The sequence below is a fragment of the Myxococcus sp. MH1 genome (assembly GCF_059738865.1).
Genome location: NZ_AP026947.1, coordinates 3532509 through 3552278, shown reverse-complemented (window position 1 = coordinate 3552278; position 19770 = coordinate 3532509). Strand labels below are relative to the sequence as shown.

The 19770-nt window shown below is 71.2% G+C and carries 14 protein-coding genes; 6 read left to right on the top strand and 8 right to left on the bottom strand.

Annotation, left to right across the window (positions count from 1 at the left end):
* Positions 1-92: 92 nt before the first annotated feature.
* Positions 93-971 (bottom strand): alpha-ketoglutarate-dependent dioxygenase AlkB, encoded by an 879-nt coding sequence (locus tag AC6JA9_RS14280; protein WP_223751280.1) that lies wholly within the window; start codon positions 969-971, stop codon positions 93-95.
* A 98-nt stretch (positions 972-1069) separates the two neighbouring features.
* Here AC6JA9_RS14280 and AC6JA9_RS14275 point away from each other — a divergent pair, with 98 nt between their 5' ends.
* The 3 genes from AC6JA9_RS14275 to AC6JA9_RS14265 are packed head-to-tail and all read left to right on the top strand — an operon-like array spanning position 1070 to position 4115.
* Entirely contained in the window at positions 1070-1555 is a 486-nt protein-coding gene (locus AC6JA9_RS14275) for an RNA polymerase sigma factor (RefSeq protein ID WP_141328153.1), read from the top strand.
* Positions 1552-2301, top strand: a complete 750-nt coding sequence (locus AC6JA9_RS14270) for a DUF4384 domain-containing protein (RefSeq protein WP_223751279.1) — start codon at positions 1552-1554, stop codon at positions 2299-2301. The genes AC6JA9_RS14275 and AC6JA9_RS14270 overlap by 4 nt, the downstream gene beginning before the upstream one ends.
* Positions 2301-4115 carry a caspase family protein gene (locus AC6JA9_RS14265; RefSeq protein WP_223751319.1) on the top strand — a complete coding sequence of 605 codons (1815 nt, stop codon included), beginning with the start codon at positions 2301-2303 and terminating at the stop codon, positions 4113-4115. The genes AC6JA9_RS14270 and AC6JA9_RS14265 overlap by 1 nt, the downstream gene beginning before the upstream one ends.
* 88 nt (positions 4116-4203) lie before the next feature.
* On the opposite strand, the gene AC6JA9_RS14260 is transcribed toward AC6JA9_RS14265, so the two are convergent.
* From AC6JA9_RS14260 to AC6JA9_RS14240, 5 genes are all read right to left on the bottom strand, one after another.
* Positions 4204-5781, bottom strand: coding sequence for a LysM peptidoglycan-binding domain-containing protein (locus AC6JA9_RS14260; protein ID WP_497959930.1), 1578 nt, complete (start codon positions 5779-5781; stop codon positions 4204-4206).
* Between the two features lie 267 nt (positions 5782-6048).
* Positions 6049-6774, bottom strand: a complete 726-nt coding sequence (deoD, locus tag AC6JA9_RS14255; protein WP_141328160.1) for a purine-nucleoside phosphorylase — start codon at positions 6772-6774, stop codon at positions 6049-6051.
* Positions 6775-6796: 22 nt separating this feature from the next.
* Entirely contained in the window at positions 6797-10723 is a 3927-nt protein-coding gene (locus AC6JA9_RS14250) for a coiled-coil domain-containing protein (protein WP_497959928.1), read from the bottom strand.
* A gap of 35 nt (positions 10724-10758) precedes the next feature.
* Positions 10759-11160 carry a TonB family protein gene (locus tag AC6JA9_RS14245; RefSeq protein ID WP_497959927.1) on the bottom strand — a complete coding sequence of 134 codons (402 nt, stop codon included), beginning with the start codon at positions 11158-11160 and terminating at the stop codon, positions 10759-10761.
* A 313-nt stretch (positions 11161-11473) separates the two neighbouring features.
* Positions 11474-12385, bottom strand: coding sequence for a hypothetical protein (locus AC6JA9_RS14240; RefSeq protein WP_426747025.1), 912 nt, complete (start codon positions 12383-12385; stop codon positions 11474-11476).
* 253 nt (positions 12386-12638) lie between these two features.
* Here AC6JA9_RS14240 and AC6JA9_RS14235 point away from each other — a divergent pair, with 253 nt between their 5' ends.
* Positions 12639-13310, top strand: a complete 672-nt coding sequence (locus AC6JA9_RS14235; RefSeq protein WP_473570701.1) for an abortive infection system antitoxin AbiGi family protein — start codon at positions 12639-12641, stop codon at positions 13308-13310.
* A 6-nt stretch (positions 13311-13316) separates the two neighbouring features.
* Here AC6JA9_RS14235 and AC6JA9_RS14230 read toward each other — a convergent pair whose 3' ends face one another.
* Both AC6JA9_RS14230 and AC6JA9_RS14225 read right to left on the bottom strand, forming a co-directional pair.
* On the bottom strand, positions 13317-14618 hold the full coding sequence (locus tag AC6JA9_RS14230) for a hypothetical protein (protein WP_497959926.1): 1302 nt from the start codon (positions 14616-14618) through the stop codon (positions 13317-13319).
* A 2-nt stretch (positions 14619-14620) separates the two neighbouring features.
* On the bottom strand, positions 14621-17380 hold the full coding sequence (locus tag AC6JA9_RS14225) for a TonB-dependent receptor domain-containing protein (RefSeq protein WP_497959925.1): 2760 nt from the start codon (positions 17378-17380) through the stop codon (positions 14621-14623).
* Between the two features lie 273 nt (positions 17381-17653).
* On the opposite strand from AC6JA9_RS14225, the gene AC6JA9_RS14220 reads away from it, so the two are divergent.
* Both AC6JA9_RS14220 and AC6JA9_RS14215 read left to right on the top strand, forming a co-directional pair.
* Positions 17654-18979 (top strand): AAA family ATPase, encoded by a 1326-nt coding sequence (locus AC6JA9_RS14220; RefSeq protein ID WP_223785094.1) that lies wholly within the window; start codon positions 17654-17656, stop codon positions 18977-18979.
* Positions 18954-19694 (top strand): HNH endonuclease family protein, encoded by a 741-nt coding sequence (locus AC6JA9_RS14215; protein ID WP_223785093.1) that lies wholly within the window; start codon positions 18954-18956, stop codon positions 19692-19694. The genes AC6JA9_RS14220 and AC6JA9_RS14215 overlap by 26 nt, the downstream gene beginning before the upstream one ends.
* Positions 19695-19770 lie beyond the last annotated feature (76 nt).

Sequence of the window (19770 nt, the reverse complement as noted above, 5' to 3'; positions counted from 1 at the left end):
TCCGCCGCTCCGCCGCGGGTGGCCCTCGGAGTCCCCGGGCGCGCCTGCGTGGCGCTCGCCCTGCCGCGCGCGGCTTCGACGGCGCACGGCCTTCAGGGCGTGGCGGTCTGCTCCCGCGCCAGCTCCGCGCGGAAGAACGCGCTGCCCTCTGCCAGGGTGCGCATGTAGCCGCGCACGTCCTCGCGCGCCTCGGGCGACAGCTTGAAGAACGGCGTCACGTGCTCGTCGGGCACGTAGCGGAACGTCAGGTTGATGCGGCGCGTGCGGAAGTCCGGCAGCTTCGGCGCCAGGTCATGCCCCGCGCGCGTGTCCACCCGCTGCACCCGGTGGAACGTCTCCTCCTTCCACCGCGTCCCGCCGAACAGCTCCAGCGCCCCGTCGTCCAGCCACTGCTCCAGCACCACCGCGTCCCGCTCACCGGGCCGAGAGGACGTCACGAACTGGATGAGCGCCCGCTCGCCGAAGGACAGCGACGCCACCGGGCCGGGCTCGAAGTCCTTGTGCTCGCCCACCCGCGCCGTGTCCACCCAGCGGTCCTCCTCCAGCCGGTTGCCGTAGAAGTTCACCAGACACGTATTGAGGTGCCAGCCCTTGGGCATGTCCGGCCCCCGGAACATGCGCCGCGCCAGCTCCTCGATCTTGGTCACCTGCCGCTGGAGCACCTCCGGGAACGGCTCCGCCTTCACGCACCGGTTCCAGACGCCCTTGGGCGGCCGGTAGTAGTCCAGGCACGCGAACTGCCAGTTGCCCAGCCAGTACACCGGTCGGAGCAGGCGCCGCTGCTGCTGCCCCGGCGGCGGCGGGAAGTGCTTCGAGAAGCGCTCCTCCCACAGCGGGTGCAGCCCTCCCAGCCAGGTCAGGATGGCCTCCTTGTCCAGGGCGGACAGGAAGCTCGCGTTGTAGTGGTGGCCGGGTGTGCGCTGGCGGGCCTTGTGCGCCAGCGAGGGGCCTCGACGGGGGGGGAGGGCCATGGGCGCCCCCGTGGTACCACACCGGCCGCGTCCGGAGGGGCCCTTGCGCAATCCGCCCACCCCCGGTGTTGGTAGGGAGGCCGGATCGCGAAACCACCATGTCCGAAGACCGTCTCCACACGCTGTACCGCACCTACGGGCCCTCCCTGTACGCCCGCTGTCGCCAGATCCTGGGCGATGACGCCGCTGCGGCCGATGCGGCGCAGGAGACCTTCCTCCGGCTGCACCGCCAGCTGGACCGCGCCCCGGATGCCCAGCACGCCCTCGCGTGGATCTACCGCGTGGCCACCAACTACTGCCTCAACCAGGCCCGGGACAGGCGCCGCCGCGCGGTGCCCGTGGAGGAGCTGCCCGACGTGCCCGGCGTCGACAGCGAGCGCCTGCTGGAAGACCGGGACCTCGCCCGCCGCCTCATCACCACCGCGCCCCCCAAGGTGGCCGAGGTCGCCTGGCTCCACCTCGCCGACGGGATGACGCAGGAAGAGGTGGCCCAGCTCCTCGGAATCTCCCGTCGCACCGTCGTCAACCGGCTCGCAGACTTCCACCGGCACGCCCACGCGCTCGCCGGGAGGCCCCCCTCATGAACGCCCCCCCTCACGTCTCCAGCCTCAAGCTGGAGGCCCTCGCGATGGACGCGCTTCCCCCTCCGGAGCGCGCCACCACGCAGGCCCACCTGGACACCTGTCTCACCTGTCGCGCCCGCTCCGAGGAGCTCGCCTCCCACCGCCGGCACTTCACCGCCCACGTGCTCCCCCGCGCCCAGCTCCCCTCCCCGCGCGGGATGCCCTGGAGCAACTGGCGCTGGTGGGCTCCCGCGCTCGCGCTGGCCTCGGCGGTGGTGCTGCTGTTCGCGCTGGTCGCGGTGCCCTCACCCCAGGAGCCCGAGCTCGCGGTGAAGGGCGGCGCGATGCTCCAGCTCTTCGCCCACCGGGGCGAGCGGACGTGGAAGGTGGAGGAAGGCGAGGCCCTGGCCCCAGGGGACCAGGTGCGCTTCGTCGTGGAGGGGCTGGGCCTGCCCTACGTGCTGGTGGTGTCGGTGGATGGCGCCGGACAGGTGAACACCTACTACCCCTTCGGTGGACATGAGAGCGTGCAGTTGCCGTCGCGGGGGTTGCCGGTGGAGATTCCGGGGAGCGTGGTGCTCGACAACGCCCCGGGACCCGAGCGACTGTTCGCGCTGTTCTCCCGCCAGCCCTTGTCGTTCGAGTCGGTCGCGCCGGCGCTGCGCGAGCTCTCCACCGGAGGCGCGGAAGTCATCCGGGACCGCAGGCGGTTGCCGGTCGCCGCGGGAGCACAAGCCACCTTCCTCTTCGAGAAGACCCAGCCGTGATGACCTCTCTGCGCTGCCTCGTCGTCGCCGCGGTGCTGTGCGCGTCCCTGCCCGTCGAGGCGGGTACCCGACGCATCGCCGTGTTGGTGGGCCACAACGTGGGCAGCGGGGAGCGGCCGCCCCTGCGCTACGCGGAGGCCGACGCCACGAAGCTCGCGGGCGTGCTGTCGGAGCTGGGGGACGTGGCGCCCTCGGACCTCATCATCCTGAAGGGTCAGGGGCTGGCGCCGGTGCGGTACGCGCTGGACGAGGCGGCTCGCAAGGTCGAGGCCCTGCGCCGTCAGCCGGACACGCGCGTGGTGCTGTTGTTCTATTTCTCCGGACACTCGGACGGCGTGGCGCTGGAGCTGGGCACGGAGCGGCTGCTGTACTCGGAGCTGCGGCGCTGGCTGGACGCGACGCGCGCGGACGTGCGGCTGGCCATCGTCGACAGCTGCCGCAGCGGCGCCCTGCTGCGCTTCAAGGGAGGCCGCCCGGGTCCCTCGTTCGAGCTGCGGCTGACGGATGAGGTGCACAGCACCGGGCACGCGCTGCTGACGTCCAGCGCGGAGGACGAGCTGGCGCTGGAGTCGCGGGAGGTGGGCGGCTCGCTCTTCACGCACCATCTGGTGTCGGGGCTGCGCGGCGCGGCGGACTCGTCCGGAGACGGGCTGGTGACGTTGGCGGAGGCGTATCAATACGCGTATGCGCACACCGTCTCGTCCACCGCGGACGTGCTGACGGGCGCGCAGCATCCGGCGTACGACTACCGGCTGACGGGCAAGGGGGAGCTGGTGCTCACGCAGCTTCCGAGCCCGGGCACGGCGTTGGAGCTGCCGTCGGACTTCGAGCGCGCGCTGCTGTTGAAGCCGGGGCGAGGACAGGTGCTCGCGGAGCTGGGGCCGGGCGCGGTGCCTCGGCTCGCCGTGCCTCCGGGCGAGTACGAGCTGCGAGCGTGGCGAGCGGGACGACAGCACGTGGGCGCGGTGAACGCCGCGGCCGGACAGGTCAGCAAGGTGCGCTGGGACGACCTGAAGCTGGCGCCGCCATCGCCCACCCTCGCCGGCCTCAAGGGGAGCCATCCGGTGCCCATCTCGCGCAAGGTGGTCATCGCGTCACCGGAGGAGTGGCAGTGGCTGGAGCCGACGCCGGAGGAGACACAGGCCCCACCCGAGGAGGCACCGCCACCGGAGCCGGACCCGACCCAGGAGCCGAGGCCCTGGGGCTCGGTGGAGCAACGTGTCGCCGCCGCCGCGCTGACCGAGAATCAGAACGCCCCCGAGCCCCTCGTGGCCCGCTCTCCCGAGCCGGTCACCGAGGGGCGCACGCTTGATTCGGCCCGCGCGTCTGCGCCGCTGGAGATCTCGCCGTATGTGCCCGCGACGCCCGGGGACCGGGAGCTGACGTTGACGGCGGGGATGCGCCACACGGTGGTGGACCCCGCGGGCGCGCTGCTGGCGTTCCGCGCGGAGCTGTCCAAGGCGCTGCAGGGACTGACGTTCGCGCTGGAGGTGGGCCAGGGGCCGCACGAGGAGAACCGTGAGTTCACCACGGGCCTGACGGTGGGCTATGCGCTCAAGAAGCGCTACCGCTACACGGAGCTGGCGCTGGGCGTCGAGGCGGGGTTGCAGGTGGTGGTGCAGACGGGGGACGGAGACTCGGGCTGGACGATGGGCCCGTCGGCCGCGCCCGTCGCGTCGTTCGCGCTGTACGTGGTGCCGCAGATGGCCGTGACGGTGGGCGGGCGCCTGCCGGTGGTCGTCGTCCGGCTGGATGAGCGGACCCAGTGGAAGCTCATCCCCGCCGCGGACGTGGGGCTGCGGATTCCGTTCTAGCGGAGACTGTCGGTCGCGAGTTGGCGACTCGAGCAGGGCTCACGTGGGGCCACCGCACTGGCCCCACGTCGAGGCACCTCGAACCGGCTCAGCGTCCGTGCGTGATTCCCACGGACGCGCCTTCGGACGGCTCGCGCGCGGACGCGGGCATCACCGTCGGCTTCGGCGCTGCCGCGCCCGCGGGGGCCACCACGGCCCGAGCCGGCTCGACCGAGGCCGCGTTCATCGGCGTGACACCGGCCTGCACGGCGGCGGCGCTGTTCACGGACTCGGCACCCGCCTGCACCGCGGCGTTCACCGGCGTGCCCGCCACAGGGCCCGCGGCGGCGTTCACCGGCGTGCCCGCCACCTGCACGGTGGCATTGCTCACGGACGCGGCACCGGCCTGCACGGCGGCGGCATTGCTCACGGACGCGGCACCGGCCTGCACGGCGGCGGCAGCGTTCATCGACTCGGCGCCCACCGCGGCGGGCTGCGCGGACGCGGTGGACTTCGCCACCTGCGTGCCCGGCGCCGGAGCCGGCACGGGCTTCGCGCAATCCGTCACGGCCTTCGCCTCGGTCGCCGCCACCGCGCCCACCGACGCGACCAGCGGGGCCTTCGGCTCGGGCGGCAGCATGCGCGGCGGCAACACGAAGGGCGGCGGCACGGGGCAGTGCGTGCACGGCCCTCGCAGCGGCACCGCCAGGCGCTGACCGGCGCGCAGGAAGCTGCCCTTCATCCGGTTCGCCTTGCGAATCAGCGCCACCGACGAGTTGTACCGAAGCGCGATGCCACCCAGCGTGTCACCCGAGCGGATCCGGTGCGTCGTCACGTTGTGCTCGGGCTGCAGCGACAGCAACGGCTGCACCCGGCGCCCCAGCTCCTGCGCCTTCGGGTTGTGGAAGCGCAGGTGGAAATGGTCCCGGTGCCGACGCGCGTGCCGGATGATGCCCGCCGGGTGGAACAACGAATCCAGCCACGCCTTGTCCTCGCCCGCCGACAGCGCGTAGTCGTACAGGACCTTCTGCACGCGCTTGTCCACGAGGATGAGCTGGATGTCCGTCTTCGTCACCACCGCGCGGATGAACGCCCAGTTGAGCGGCACGTTGATGTACTTCTCGCGCTCGCGCTCACGGATGGGGTCCACCGTCGGGTAGTAGAAGCCGACGTCCACGTCGCGGCCGTTCTGGTGGCTCTTGTGGGGGCGCTTGTAGCCACCCTCCTTGTTGCTGATGCCGTTGACGCGGATGGGCGGCGCCTCCGGGAAGCGCGAGCGCACCTCCCGAATCGCGGTGATGAGGTAGTCGATGCTCTCCTGCGTGCCCCACGCGATCTCGGGCTGCACCACGAGCCAGTCGGCGCCCTCCCCCTTCGGGAACTGCACCGAGTTCACCAGCCGGCCACTGTGCGCGAAGCCCACCGCCATGGAGCCCAGCGACGCGATGTCGTCCTTCCAGCGCCGCGCCAGCTCCTCGTCGGAGATGTCCGCCGTGTACAGCGGCCCCGTGGGCACCTCGCCGCCCACCACCGGCGTCTCACCCTCGCCGTCGTCGCCCTCCCCCTCGCCGGCCTCCGCCGTCTCGTCCTCGCCCTCCAGGTCCTCCTCGGACAAGGAGCAGCCCTCGGCCGGAGCCTCCGCGGCGACAGGCACGGCGGCTGTCTCGACGGCGACCGGCGACGGCACGACCGCCGGCGGTGCCTCCTGACTCCCCTGCGTCAGTCCTTCTGAACGCACGGAGGCCAGGGCGGACTCGCCGCCAGAGTGGGGAACCACGCGCCCGGCACAGCCGGCGCAGACCAGAAGGAGCCAAAGGGGGTAACGCACCGGGGCGAAGGATTGCCCGAGATTCGTTCGAGCACAAAGCCCCTCCCCGGATTTTTTGGCGCCCTCCCGGCCCAGGGGGCCACCTGGAGTGGCCCCCACCACACTTGCCGAGCAGGAAGGGAGGCGTCAGGGGGCCGGCGGCGGGACCTTGAGCGCGACGTCAAGCGCCAGTTCGATCATCTCGTCGAACGTCGTCTGCCGGTCCTGGGGCGACAGGTGCTCCCCGGTCTGCAGGTGGTCCGACACCGTCAGCAGGCCCAGCGCGCGCGCACCGAACTCGGCCGCCACGCCGTACAGGCCCGCGACCTCCATCTCGATGGCGAGCACACCCATGCGCACCAGCGCGGCGTTGAGCTGCTCCTGGGGGTGGTAGAACAGGTCGGAGGTGAAGACGGAGCCCGCACGCACCGGCTTGTTGCGACGCTCGGCCGCCTCCACGGCCCAGCGGGCGAGCTCGAAGTCCGCCACGGCCGCGAAGTCATGGTCCAACAGCCGCATCCGGTTCACCTTGGAGTCGGTGCCCGCGCCGGTGGCCACGATGACGTCGCGCAGCTTCACGTCCGGACGCAGCGCGCCGCAGCTGCCCACGCGGATGAGCGTGCGGGCGCCGTACACCTTGATGAGCTCCGTGGCGTAGATGGAGATGGAGGGCACCCCCATGCCGTGCCCCATCACCGACAGGCGACGGCCCTGATAGGTGCCCGTGAAGCCGAACATGTTGCGCACGGAGGTGACGCCCCGGGCGTCCTCCAGGAAGCGCTCGGAGATGTAGCGAGCCCGGAGGGGGTCACCGGGCATCAGCACCACGTCGGCGAAGTCGCCGGGTGCGGCGGAGATATGAGGAGTTGCCATGGGCGCGCACCATAGCCCGGGATTACCAACTTGAGCTGCCGAAACCCGAGCCGCTCCCCGAAGAGCCGCCTCCGTAGGAAGAGCTGGAGAAGCCGGAGCCGCTGCTCGACGAGGAGGACGACGAGGACGAGGACCACGACGAAGAGGACGAGGAGGACGAGGACCACGACGATGCGCGGGAGCGCTCCTCCTCGCGGCGGCGCTCCTCCTCCGCCTCCACGATGGCGTCGGACGCGGCGCGGGAGGCCCTGCCCGCGGACTGCTCGGCCTCGACGTACAGGCCCCGGTCCAGCGAGCGCCGGGCCTCGTCGAGGTAGGAGCCTCCGGGCCGCCCCCGCCACGAGCTCGCCTGGAGCACCAGTTCGGCGGCGCCCGAGATGGCGTTGGCGGCCTGCTCGGCGGAGCGCAGCTCTCCGCGCAGGTCCGCCGTCCTGCGGGCCGCGTCGGCGGCGATGCGTCCGGCCAGCGTGTCGACCGCCGCCCAGTCGTTGTGGGGCTTGCCGAACTCCGCCTGGGCCTTGGACAGGTCCTTGCCCAGGGACAGGAGGGCATTGACCGCCACCACCGTCGCCCGGCTGTCGGCGATGCCGTCATTGGCGGACTGGCGGATCCACACGTCCGCCGAGGACACGGCCCGCTCCGCCGACGCCAGGCTGTCCTGGGCCTGCGCGTGCTGGGCCCTGTCCCGGGCGACGGACTGGCGCACCTGCTCCAATGACAGACACGCGGCGGCGAGCTTCTCTCCGGCGGCGAACGGGTCCGCGGGCCGCGCCTCCGTGGTCTGCACGGCCGCCTGGAGGAGCCCCTGGGCCGCGTCCCGAGCCTTCACGGTGGACCGCTTCACCCGGGCGTCGGAGACATCGGCGGTGCAGGCCGCGAGCAGGCCCCGGGCGGCCAGCAGGACGCCCGCGTTGTGCTCCTCCGCGGCCTGGAGTCGTCGCGCCTTCTCATCGACCTCCAGCAGACGGGCATGGCTGAGCGCGTGGAGGCGCTCCACCTGGCCCAGCAGGTCCGCGGAGGCGAGCAGCCGCGCCTCGGCGAAGGCCAGCTCCGCGGCCTTGAGCTTGCTCGCGGCGTCGAGGCGGTGCCGGACGACCTCCGTCAGGTTGTCCTGGACGGTGCCGTTGGCCTCGGGGTGCACGGGGTCCTCGGGGCGAAGGCGCAGCGCGGTGGGCCGGTAGCGCTTCAGCAGCGACTCGAGCAGCACGGTGCCCTCCGCCACCCGCGTCTCCAGTCGCCGGGCCTCTTCGCGACAGGCGTCCCGTCGGGAGGCGAAGGTCTTCCGGGCCTCGCGACTGCTCGCGATGATGGCGCGCACCTCGTCCACGCGGGCGAGCACGGCGTCCAGCGCCTCGCGCGCCGTCTCCAGCCGGCCCTCGGCGAGCGCCTCGCGCCCCGTGGCCAGCAGGTTCGTGCCGACCGAGTGCCGGTCCGTCGGGTTCGACTCCGGCTCGTTCAAGAGCGCCGACGCGGGCTTGTCCAGCTCACGCCCCAGCGCCTCGCGCGCCGACGCCGTCTCCTTCTGCGCGCGGCCGAGCTCGTCCTGTGCGCGCGCCGCGAGCGTCACCAGCTCGGAGGTCTCCGCCGCCTGGCCGGCCAGGGCCGTGAAGGACCGCGCCAGCACCGCGACCGAGTCCCCCGCGGGAGCCTGGAGCAGCGCCTGCGCCACCTCCTCCGTCGCCTCGCCCCGAGCCGCGAGCGCATCCTCCAGCCACCGACGCGACAGGCCCGCCTTCACCAGCGCCGCCCCCGCGCGCTCCACCGCGGGAGCCACCTGCCCCACGGCCGCCTCCATCACCGCCACGAGCGCCTCGGCGTCCTCCAGACGCCGTCCGCCCTCCGTCAGCGGTCCCTCCACCGCGGCCATCGGGTCCTTGGCCAGCAGCGGGCGCGCGGCCGCGACGAGCGTCTCCAGCGACGGCGCCACGAGCGCGACCACCTGCTTCACCCGGAGCACCTCCGCCCCGGGCGTCAGCGAGCGCAGCCGGGCGCAGAACGTCTCCAGCGCGTTCACCGCGTCCAGCGCGACCTGGGGGACACTCTCGAGGGCCTCCACGAGCCGCAGCCCCCGCTCCGCGTGGGAGTTGAACGCCTCCAGCAGGTCCAGGAACGAGAGCGAGAACGGCTGATAGCTCTTCACGTCTCCGATGAGTCGCTGGGCGTGCGAGCGCGGCCCGCGCAGGACGCCTTCCACGCCTTCATCCGGGTGGAAGACGATGGGCGCGTCGCGCAGCAGCTCGGTGACCTTCTCGTAGCGCGAGGTGCCCAGGTGCGCGCCCAGCCCGTGCAACGGGCCCGAGCCCGCGAGCAGGTCCTCGGCCCGGTGCAGCACCCGCGCGGCGGCCGTCACCAGCAGGAAGAGCTCGTCCACATTGGACGCGAGCTGCTGTCCCCGCTCGCGCGTGAGCCCCTCGAAGCGCCGCGCGATGTCGTCGCGGGACTTGCCCGCCACCAGGTGCGTGCGCTCCAGCAGGTCGAACAGCGCCTGGGTCTTCTCGTCGACGACGGTGCGGAAGCGCTCGTGTTGTTCGATGGCCGTGCGTCGGCTCGCGTTGCGACGACGGCGCGCCAGCACGCCCGCGAGCAGCAGCCCCGCGCCACCCGCCGTGGCCCCCGTGTCCCGCATCCGCCGGGCCTTCCGCGCCTTCTGGGTCTCCCGCTCCGCCCGCCGGAGCGCCTCTTCGCTCTCGTCCATCGCGTGGCGATGCAGCTGCGAGCGGGACTCGAACGTCTCGCGAGCCTTCTTCTGCGCGGCCCTCGCCCTCGTGAGCGCGTCCTGGACGGCCTCCGCGGTCGGCAGCGCCTCGAGGGCCTTGAGCGCCTCGTCGATCTCCACGAGCCGGCGCTCGTCCTTCTCCGCGGACGTCAGGGCCTCGGCGACCTTCACGCGAGCAGACTCGGCGGCGACGAGCGCGTCGCGATGGGACGGCGACATGTCGCGGACCGCGGCGTTGGCATTCTCCACCGCCGTGTCCAGCGCCTCTAGCTGCGGCTTCGCGAAGCCCGCGTAGCGGTGCCCGGGCAGGCTCTCCAGCGCGGCCTCCAGGACCTTCAATCGGTCGCTCGCGAGCCGATGGGACTCCATCGCCGCGCGCAGCCCCTCCAGGTCCGCGCGCAGCCCGTCATGCAGGGACGTCGCCCTGGCGAGGTCCGCCTTCTCCGGCGGCGTGAGCAGCGCGAGCGCCTGGAGGAGCGTCTTGCCCGCGGCCTGGAGGTCGACGGCTGCCGCGGACAATCCCGGCGGTATCGCCGACCTGAAGACCGAGGCGCGACGCTCCTCGAGCCCGGGGAGCTCCTTCTGGAGCGCCACGAGACTCGCCCTCAGCGCCTCGATGCGACGGGTCCGCTCGAGCTCCTCCCTGTCCAGGGCGGCGCGCAGCTGGGTCTCGATGGAGTCGACGGTGTTCTTCACCGCGTCGATGAGGCGGCCGCCGTTGCGCATGGCCTCGACGGCGCGGGCGTCCAGCGAGCCTGCCCAGCGGTCCTCGCCCAGCCGGCGTTGGTCCTTGGTCTCCGAGGCGAAGTACGACAAGCGGCGCTCCGCCAGGGAGATCAACAGCACGGTGCCATCGGGCTCCCTCGTCCGGGGGTTCTTCAGCGCGCCGAAGCCCGTCCGGTTCGACAGGCCCTTGCCCAGCGCGTGCAGCGCGGCGTCGATGTCGCGGAAGGTCGTCCCCTCGGCGTCGACGTAGCGCTCCCCTTCCGCGTCCGACATCAACACCACGGTCCAGCGCGGCGCTTCCTCCGTGAGCCACGCCTCCAGGTCCTCGAGCTGGTCGTCGGTGACGCCGACGTCGCCCTTCACGTAGAGGTGCTGGGACTCCTTCCAGACGCCGATGACGCTGGTCGCGCTCGTGACGCGTCGAGGCGCACGGGCCGCCTCGACAGGCGGCGCGGCCAACAGGAACAGGACGACCACGAGGGCGAAGCGCGGCAACCCGAGGGTCATCGATGGCTCCGAAGCGATGCGACGCGGCGGGATGTTCAAGGAGAGGCGGTCCACTCGACGTGGAAGTGGGCATCCAACGTCGGCAGTACATAGTCCGCCGGCAGCGGCGCGAAAGGCGCGGCCTTCTGAACGGCCGACAGCGCGGCGGCGTCCCAGGCCTTGGAGCCAGACTCCACGCCCACGACCGCCGAGACGAGCTTGCCGTCCCGTCCAATCACCGCCTGGACCACCGCCTTGCGCCCCACGACGGGCACGCTCTTGCGTCCTGGCTGCTTCCACTTGCCGGCGACCTGCGCATAGACCTTCTGCTGGTAGGCGACGTTCGTGAGGTCGGGCTGGAAGAAGGCCTGCAACCGGGGACCCGCGGCGGCGAGCGCCAGGGGCGCGACGACCAGCGTGAACAGGGCCACCAGAGACAGCGAGCGGAAGCGGAGCATGGCGGACCATCGTAGTCGCCACCGAGCGTCGCCGCACAAGGGGCTTCCTCCGGGACTCCGCGACTCGCCCGGGCTCCTTCTGGGATGGCGCGTCAGGGGAGGCTCATCGGTGCCGCGCCCGGTCATCGACGGAGGTGCCATGGCGAGCCTGCCTCGCGGAGCAAGCGCCGCGCCTCCCCCGGCATCAGCGTGGGCGCCGGAGCTGGCCTCTCCGCCGAGGCGCCGAACCGCATCCGCCCCTCGACGTCGCCACCGAGTCTTCCTCGCGGCGGCGGACTCATCCCCCGCGCGACGCGAGGACGAAGCCCGTGAGTCAACGCCAGCGCTTCAGGGTGAGCGCGGTGAGCATGAGCGCGCCGCCCGCCCCCGCGACGACGGCGAGCGGCCGACGCAGGTGCTCCGACAACGCGGAGAGCACGCCCAGCGTCACGTCCCGGCTCGCGGCCCGTAGCGCGGAGCCCGGGTGTGCATCCCGCACCACCCCGCCCTGCCGCCGCAGCTCCTCCGACGCACCTCTCACCGTCGCCGCCGCCGTGCGCTCGGCCATCGCCGCCACGGCTCCGCCCAGGTCCGTCCCCTCCCGCCGGGCCTTCAGCTCCAGCTCCAACTGCTCCACCACCGAGTGGACGAACCGCCGGCCCGCTCGCTCCAGCACCTCGTCGAGCCGCTCGGACCGTGCCTCCAACGCCTGGCTCAATCCCTCGATGAGCCCCTGCCCCGCACGTGACGCCAGCTGCGCGGCCATGGGAGCCACCAGGTCCATGTCGTGCTCCAGCTCCTTCACCGCGCCCCGCACCGCGCCGGTCGCCATCGTCCGGGCCCGGGCGCCAGGCTTGCGCAGCTCCCTGCGGCGCAGCGCCTCCGTCTCCGCGGTGCGCTCGAGCCACCCGTTCATCCGCTCCACCAGCTCACGCGACAGCAGGTCCACGCCCGGCATCGAGCGCCGCAGCTCCTCCACCGCGCCCCGGACCGCGCTCTCCGCGAGCGTGTGCGTCCAGGCACCTGGCGCATGCTCGTTCGCCTCGTGCACCGTGCGAGCCAGCAGGAGCACCGTGTCCTGGATGAGCTCCTTCAGGGTGCCGTCGAGCGCCGGCAGCTCTTCCTGCAGCCCCTCGGTGGCGCCGCTCACCGCGCCGCTCGCCAGCCCGTGGGCGGCCAGCCGCTCCAGCGACAACGCGAGACGCCGCACCCGCTCCACTGGCGACAACCATCCTCCGTTGCGCATCGCTCGCTCTCCCGCTGACCGCTCCGTCGGCCACGTGCCTGGGAACGATTGCGATGCACGCCGCTGCCCGACACCCCGAGCAGGCGACGAGGGCGGCGCACGGAGGTCCCCACCCATCGCGCATCGCCGGCAGGAGGGCAGACAGGCATCTGGGAGGCATCTGCACTCGGGTTGCGCGCCCCACCCCGCTCCGGAACAGTACCGCGGGGGTAGGACGATGCTGGGCTATCAGGCGAATGCACAATGGCGGGACATGTCTGACTTCGTGGTGCACTTCACGAAGCCGGGCGCGCCATTCCATGACGCCTACCAGAACATGATGAACATCCTGGGCACGCGCACGCTCATCCCCGGAGCCCAGGGCTTCGGGCTCGCGCGCAAGGAGCCCCAGGTCGCGGAGCGTCACCGCGCGGTGTGCTTCAGCGAAATCCCCCTGGACCAGCTCGCCCGGCTCGTCCAGCGCCGCAGCCTGTACGGCATCGGCTTCCGCAAGAGCTTCATCCTCTCCCAGGGCGGAGGGCCCGTCTGGTACGTCCAGTACGCGTCGCCCGCGCACCTGTCCCTCAAGCACCAGGTGGACCAGGCCCTTGCGGCGCCGGAATCCAGGGCGCATCCCCTGTGGTCCATGACGCCCTTCGTGGACATCCAGGGTGACTCCCACAACGCGCCCTACAACTACCGCTTCGACTGGGAGCGGGAGTGGCGCGTCCCGGGCCTGTTGCGCTTCACCGAGTACGACGTGGCGGTGCTCTTCCTCCCGGAGGAGCTGCACGCGACGGCGCGCGGCTTCTTCGAGTGGGCCGTGCGCGAGAAGGCGGGCCCGGGCTACTTCTGCCCGTGCCTGGACCCGCTGTGGAACGCGCCGCGAATCGCCGAGGCGCTGGAGAAGCACGCGGAGGACTCCACGCGCCTGCGTGCTGGCTAGGCCCGACTACTCGAAAACGGACAGCTCGCCCAGGGCCTGTATCTCTCCGGAGACCTGCGCCTCACCCGCGTGGTCGAAGCCCGCCGGTCGCAGCCGGACGTAGCGCACCGGTCCCACCGGCTCCAGCGGGCCCTCCAGGAAGTGCGGTCCCTGGGACCAGGAGAACCGCCCGTCGAAGGGGCTGTCCCACTGCGTCTGTTCGTTGTAGGCGCGCGGCCCCCTGCGGTTCAGGGGCGGCGGGACATAGTCCTTCGCGAAGTTGCGCAGCACGCCCATCCGCGTCCACTGCTCGGCGTCCAGGCTCCCCTCCACCACGAAGCCCAGGAAGTTGCCTTCCGCGCCGCGCACCACCGCGTGACGCAGGCTCCGAGGCTCCTCGAGCGTGAGCGTCAAGGCATCCACCGGCTTGAGGCCCAGCGCGACGCGCTCCAGCCTCCCGTCCGTCCAGGGACAGGCGCCCCTCGAAGGAGCGGGCCGGCACGTCGCGCCGCGGCTCACGGGCCGGAGCCCCGCGGGCGGCAGCGGAAGCTCCTCCGTCCGCCAGTCCACCCGGAAGACCAGCGGGCTGTGCTTGCCTCCCAGCGGGTAGAACATGAACTCGCCCAGGGAGTGGGCCCGCAGCATGACGGCGGGCTGGGCGAAGTCCTCCAGCACGAAGCGATTGGCGACCCACCCGGACGACGCCGCCCACACCCGGAACAGGGGCTGGCCGCCATCGACGATGAAGAGCGCGGGCTCCGGTGTGGTGGGCAGGTTCGGGATGACGTCTTGATTCTCGTCCGACGTCATGGCGTACTCGCCGGTGAGCGGCGGCACCGGCACCGGAGGAAGCGCGCCGAAGCTCACGACGGAGCCCTCCGCGCCCGACGAGACGGCGAGCTGTGAATCCCAGATGCGCAGCGTGGGCAGCTCCACGTCGTCATGGAAGATGAAGGACGCGAAGACACCCGCGCCCGTCTCGTCCCGCCACTGCGCCCGGAAGCGGAAGGGCTGGTGCAGGTCCGGGTCCGGCGAGTTGGCCGACTGCACGTCGCCGTAGCGCATCTCCAGGAAGAAGTCGCCGTAGCCGTCGGTGACGCCTTCTCCGTAGTGGATGAACTCCGGCATGACGTACTCCACGTTCGCCTCGCCACGCGGCTCGTGGTGGGCCGTCCTCGCATAGGGCACCACGCCGTCGGTGACGGACGAACCGTCGCGCCGCTCCAGTCGGCCGTAAACGAAGATGAGGTCGTCCTGGAAGCGCTCACACCCCGGCGCGAGCAGCAGCAGCACGGCGGACAACCCCAGACTCGGAAGAGATGGGCGCATCTTCAGTAGCTCCCCTTCAGGCCGAACATCGGCAGGATGACGGGCAACCCCATCGCGTTGCGTTGCAGCTTGCCGGCCTTGCGCTTGTACTCGTAGGCGAACACCTCCTGCTGCAGCGAGAGGTTGAGGATGTCCAGGTACGCCTCGACGTTGAACTCCTCGTAGGCCCAGGCCTTGGCGACGCGGAAGTCCACGCGGAAGAACGCCGGCAGACGCTCCACGCGGTCCGCGTCCTGGCGCACCCACAGTCGGTAGCCATCATACGTGCGCGACTCGCGCTGGGTGACGGAGGAGACCTCGCCGGACTCGGGCCTGCCCGTGTTGAAGTGCAGCACGGAGCCCACCGTCCAGTTGTCGCCGAACTTGTAGCTGACGGCGGCGTTGAAGACGTGGGCCTGCTCGAAGGCGAAGGACAGCTCTCCCTCCGCGACCTCCCGGATGCTGTTGTCATCGTTGTAGCGCGCGAAGCGGCGGTGGCGCTTGCTCTGCAGGAAGCTGTACGTCACCCAGCCGAACCAGTCGCGGCCCAGCGGGTGGCGGACCATCAGGTCCAACCCATACGCGTACCCACGCGCCTTCGGGTCCGCGTACGGCTGGCCCCGGCGCTTGCGGTTCTCGAGGACGTCCATCACCTCGAACTCCACCGTGCGGAACAGCGGGTTGAAGTAGGCGTCCCCCGACAGCTCCAGCCCCGAGCCGAGCTTCCACTCCGCGCCCACGTCGAACTGGGCGCCCTCCTGGACGCCGTGGCTCAGGCCCGACACGTCCATGGCCGGCAGGTGGAGCAGCACGGTGGGCGGCTGGTGGTAGAGCCCGGCGCCGCCCTTGAGGGTGAGCGTGGACGTCAGCGTGTGGCGCACCGCCAGGCGTGGCTCGATGACGAAGTGCTGGATGCCGGGGACCAGGTGATAGCCATCCACGCGCAGGCCGGGTGACACCAGCCACTTCTCCGCGGGACGCCACGTCGCGCCGGCGAACACGCCCGTGAAGGTGGCGAGCGCGGAGGGCTGCTTGAGCGGATGGGCATCATCCTGGGGACGCCAGCCCGGGGGTCTTGCGGAGCCGGTAATGGCGGTGGCCACGCGGCGGTGCTCCACGTCCGCGCCCACGTGGACCGTGAGGTCCTTGGACAGCTCGCGCTTCCAGCCGGCGCGCGCGGAGAACGTGAGCTGGTCCAGGCCGTAGCGACCGGCGAGGACCTCCTCCGGCCCCCGCTCCTCGCGGAGGATGATGCGCCGGTAGCCGAGCAGCGCCACCTCGTCGAGGCCCACGGTGAAGCCGAGCTCCGCTTCGCCGCCCGCGAGGGGATGGGTGCCGCGCAGGTCCACGCGGTGGAAGCGCGAGACGATGGTGGCGCCCATGCTGTCCTCGTAACCGGCGGTGGCCTCGCCCGCGTCGTCGGAGCTGCCCAGCGCGAGCAGGCGCAGCCGTCCGGCGCCGACCTTCTGTTCGATGCGGGCCTGGTAGTCCCAGAAGGCCGCGTGGATGGGGTTGTCCTCCTCGTCGTTGAAGATGGCGTAGGCCAGGGGGATGAGCAGCCCGGTGTAGCTGTAGCGGCCCGACACGGTGAGGGAGGTGCCGGTGCTGTCGAAGGGGACCTCGACGAAGCCGCCCGCGTTGAGGAGGTCCGCGTACGCGGCGAAGTGCGGACGGTCCTCGCGCGGCTTGCTCAGCCGACCCTCCACGGCGCCGCCCAGGAGCCGTCCGTACTGGACGGGCGGTGTGCCGGGATGGAAGTCGATGGTGTCGATGAACTCGGGGTGCACCACCGCGGGGCCGAGCAGCAGGTGGTACAGCATGGGCACGCGCACGCCGTCGATGTAGTAGCCGGTGGCGGCGGGCTGACCGCCTCGCACCACGGGATAGCCCAGGCCCGAGGCGACGCTGGCCACGCCCGGCATGAGCATGATGACCTTGAACGGGTCGCCTTGCGTGCCGGGCACCTCGCGCAGTTCCTGCTCCTGCAAGGTGATGCGGGAGACCTCGGTGCGCGGGCGCGTGTCACGCACCACCGTCTCGTACGGGCTCACGCGGGTGGGCTGGAGGCGGTAGATGACGTCGAGCGTCTGGCCCGACGTGAGGGACTCCTCGAAGGTACCGAGCTGATGGCCGGGGGCGCGCACGCGGAGCGAGTGGGTGCCCGGGGGCAGTTCGAGTTCGAAGCGGCCTTCCAGGTCGGTGATGGCGACGGGCTCCTCGCCGTCCGCGAGGAACAGGGCGGCGTCCACGAGCGGCTCGCGGGTGCCTCGGGCGCGGACCTCGCCGCGCAGGCGGGACTGGGTGAAGCGCAGCGGAGCTGGAGGCTCGAAGTGGTAGGCGTATGGCAGGCGCACCGACACGGCGCGGTCGCCGAGGGTGGCCGGGGTGAAGTGCAGACCTCTCGCGGCCTGGATGGCGGCCTCGTTGAGCTGGGGGTGCGTGGCGGGCTTCTCCATGGTGACCTCGGCCACGGCGCCCTGCTCGTCGATGCGCAGGAGCAGGCCGACGTCGCTGGGGGCACCTTGCAGCCCTTCGGGCCAGGAGACGGGGGACTCGGTCAGCAGACGAGGCGTCAGCAGGGAGACGGCGCCGCCATCCGGAGTCAGGCCCAGGCGCGTGGCGTCCTCCGCGGCGATGGTGGTCCCCGCGTCCGTGGCCTGGACATCGATTTCGACGGCGCGGGCCTCGCCACCGGCGGTGGGGAGCGCTTGAGCCCAGGAGGCCAGCGGCACCCAGAGGATGCAGAGCAACAGGGAGAGGGAGGGACGGGGGGAGTCCTTCATGAGAGGGATACGTGGGCCGCCCCCTGCCCTGGCTGGAGCATTCCCACCCAGCGGCACATCCTTGCCCGGCGCAACTGTCCACCCGCGTCGCTGGCTCCACGGCACGGCGCAAACTCTTGCCGCCATCCAGGAACGCGTCTTGACACGTCTCAGCAAGCTCCGTCGGGCCACTCCTCGGAGACCAAGGCCTACTCATCGAGCGTGTGGAGGCAACGCTCGGCGCTGCGTCGGTCCGAAGGGCCGTGCTACGGTGCGCGCCCTCCCGAGGAGCCGATGCACATCCAAAGACTTGAGCTGAAGAACTTCCGTGGGTTCGAGGACTTCGGGCTCGATCTCCACCCAGAGTTCACGCTCCTGCTGGGGCGCAACGGGGCGGGAAAGACGGCGGTGCTGGAAGCGCTCGCGGTCGCCATCGGCGAATGGTTCACGGGGCTGCGTCAGGTAGCGGGCCAGTCCCGCTACCTGAGAGCCGATGACGTCCGCCAGGTCGGGCACATGTCCCAGGGAGTGCCTTCGATCGAGCAGGTCTACCCGGTCGAGGTCACGGCTCACGGGACAGTCGTCGACGGGCAGGCGGTCACCTGGAGCCGGCACATCCTCGCGCGAAGCAAGAAGTCGCGGTCCACCGGCGGAACTCCCGTGAGCCAGCGAGCCGAGGCCATGGAAGCAGCCGTCATCCGTGGCGAAGACGTTGACCTGCCGGTCATCAGCTTCTACGGCACCGCCCGGCTATGGCTGAAGAAGCGAGATCGCGAGGGCTCCGCGGTGACCTCGCGCCTTCACGGCTACCACGCGAGCCTGGAGCCCGCCTCGTCGACCTGGCAGTTCGAGGCGTGGATGCAATGGAGGGAGCAGGCGCGCATCGAGCGCGTGGCCTCGGCACTTCAGGCGGGGCAGGATGTCTCGGCGGTGCATGAGCCCCAACTCGAGGCGGTACAGCACGCAGCAGCCGCCTGCCTTCCAAGCGCGAAGAAGCTCTACTTCAGCCTGAACACTCAGTCGGTGATGGTGGATCTCGAGGACGGCCGCACCCTGCCCTTCCATCTCCTGTCGGACGGCTACCGAAACCTCGTTGCGCTCGCGGCCGACCTCGCTTGGCGATGCGCGCAACTCAACCCACACCACGGGGTCAATGCCCCCAAGCTGGCACGAGGCATCGTGCTCATCGACGAGATCGATCTGCACCTGCACCCGCGCTGGCAGCGGCGTGTCATCGGGGATTTGAGGAAGACCTTTCCGGGCGTGCAGTTCGTGGCAACGACCCACTCGCCCCAGGTGCTCTCGACGGCGGAGGATGCGTGGGTCCGGGTGCTCGTTTCTGGCGAGAAGGCGCCCCGGACTGTCTCGCACGTGAAGGGGAAGGACACGAATGCGCTGCTCGAGGACATCTTCGATGAGCCATCACGGCCCCAGGAGATGCAGAGCGCTCTCGACAGATTGGCTGAGTTCATCGATGGCTCGAAGCTGATGGAGGCCCGGGCGCTGCTGGACACGCTGCGAGCCCAGCTCGGCGCCGATGACGCGGACATCGTGCGTGCGGAGTGGGCGGTGCGAGACCTCGAGGATGATCTCAGTGCTGAAGATCACGAAGAGTCCTGAACCCTCGCGCCTCGCAGTGGCGCGTGCGCAGTACGAAGAAATGTACGGCACGGTGGACGACAATGCCTGGACCTCGCTGGACGGACAGTGCAAGCAGTCGATGCGCGAGCAAGCCTGGGACGAACAGGGCGGGCTCTGTGCGTACTGCATGTCGCCGCTCAAGGGCACGCACGCAGCAGACTCCAGGCAGCCCCAATCAGGAGGGATGAAGCTGGAGCATTTCGAGGCGAGGAATGCCGCCGGCCATCGCACGCTCGACTGGGACAACCTGCTCGGCGTGTGTCCAGGAGTCATCGTCGGGCGCTCCTTTGCTGGAGCTGGAACCCATGATGAAGGCACTGCGCATTGCGACACGTATCGGGGAAATCTGCCAACAGCGCAGCAGCCCCTCTCCTACAGCCCGGCCAGGATGCCGCCGGATGTCGGTGAGCGCTACCGCTACGACAAGGTCCGAGGGGAGATCCTCAGCGACGACGAGAATGCCACCAAGGACATCTCGCGCTTGAATCTCAACGTCGCAAGACTCAAACGCAATCGCATGGCCGTGATTGACGAGATCCGTCAGCAACTCGAAAAGGACGACAGTCCCCCACGGCTGAAGGCGCTCCACCAGCACTACGCGCAGAGGGATACAGACGGGCGGCTCCGGCCCTACGCGGGCGTCGGCCTCTGGTACCTCAAGCGCAAGCTCCGCCGCCATGGAGTGAGTCCTTGAAGAGCCCCGCCTGAATGCGCACGGCGGCGCTCGCCCTAAGTCCACCGGACGACACACGTCCGTGGCAGGGGGCCTG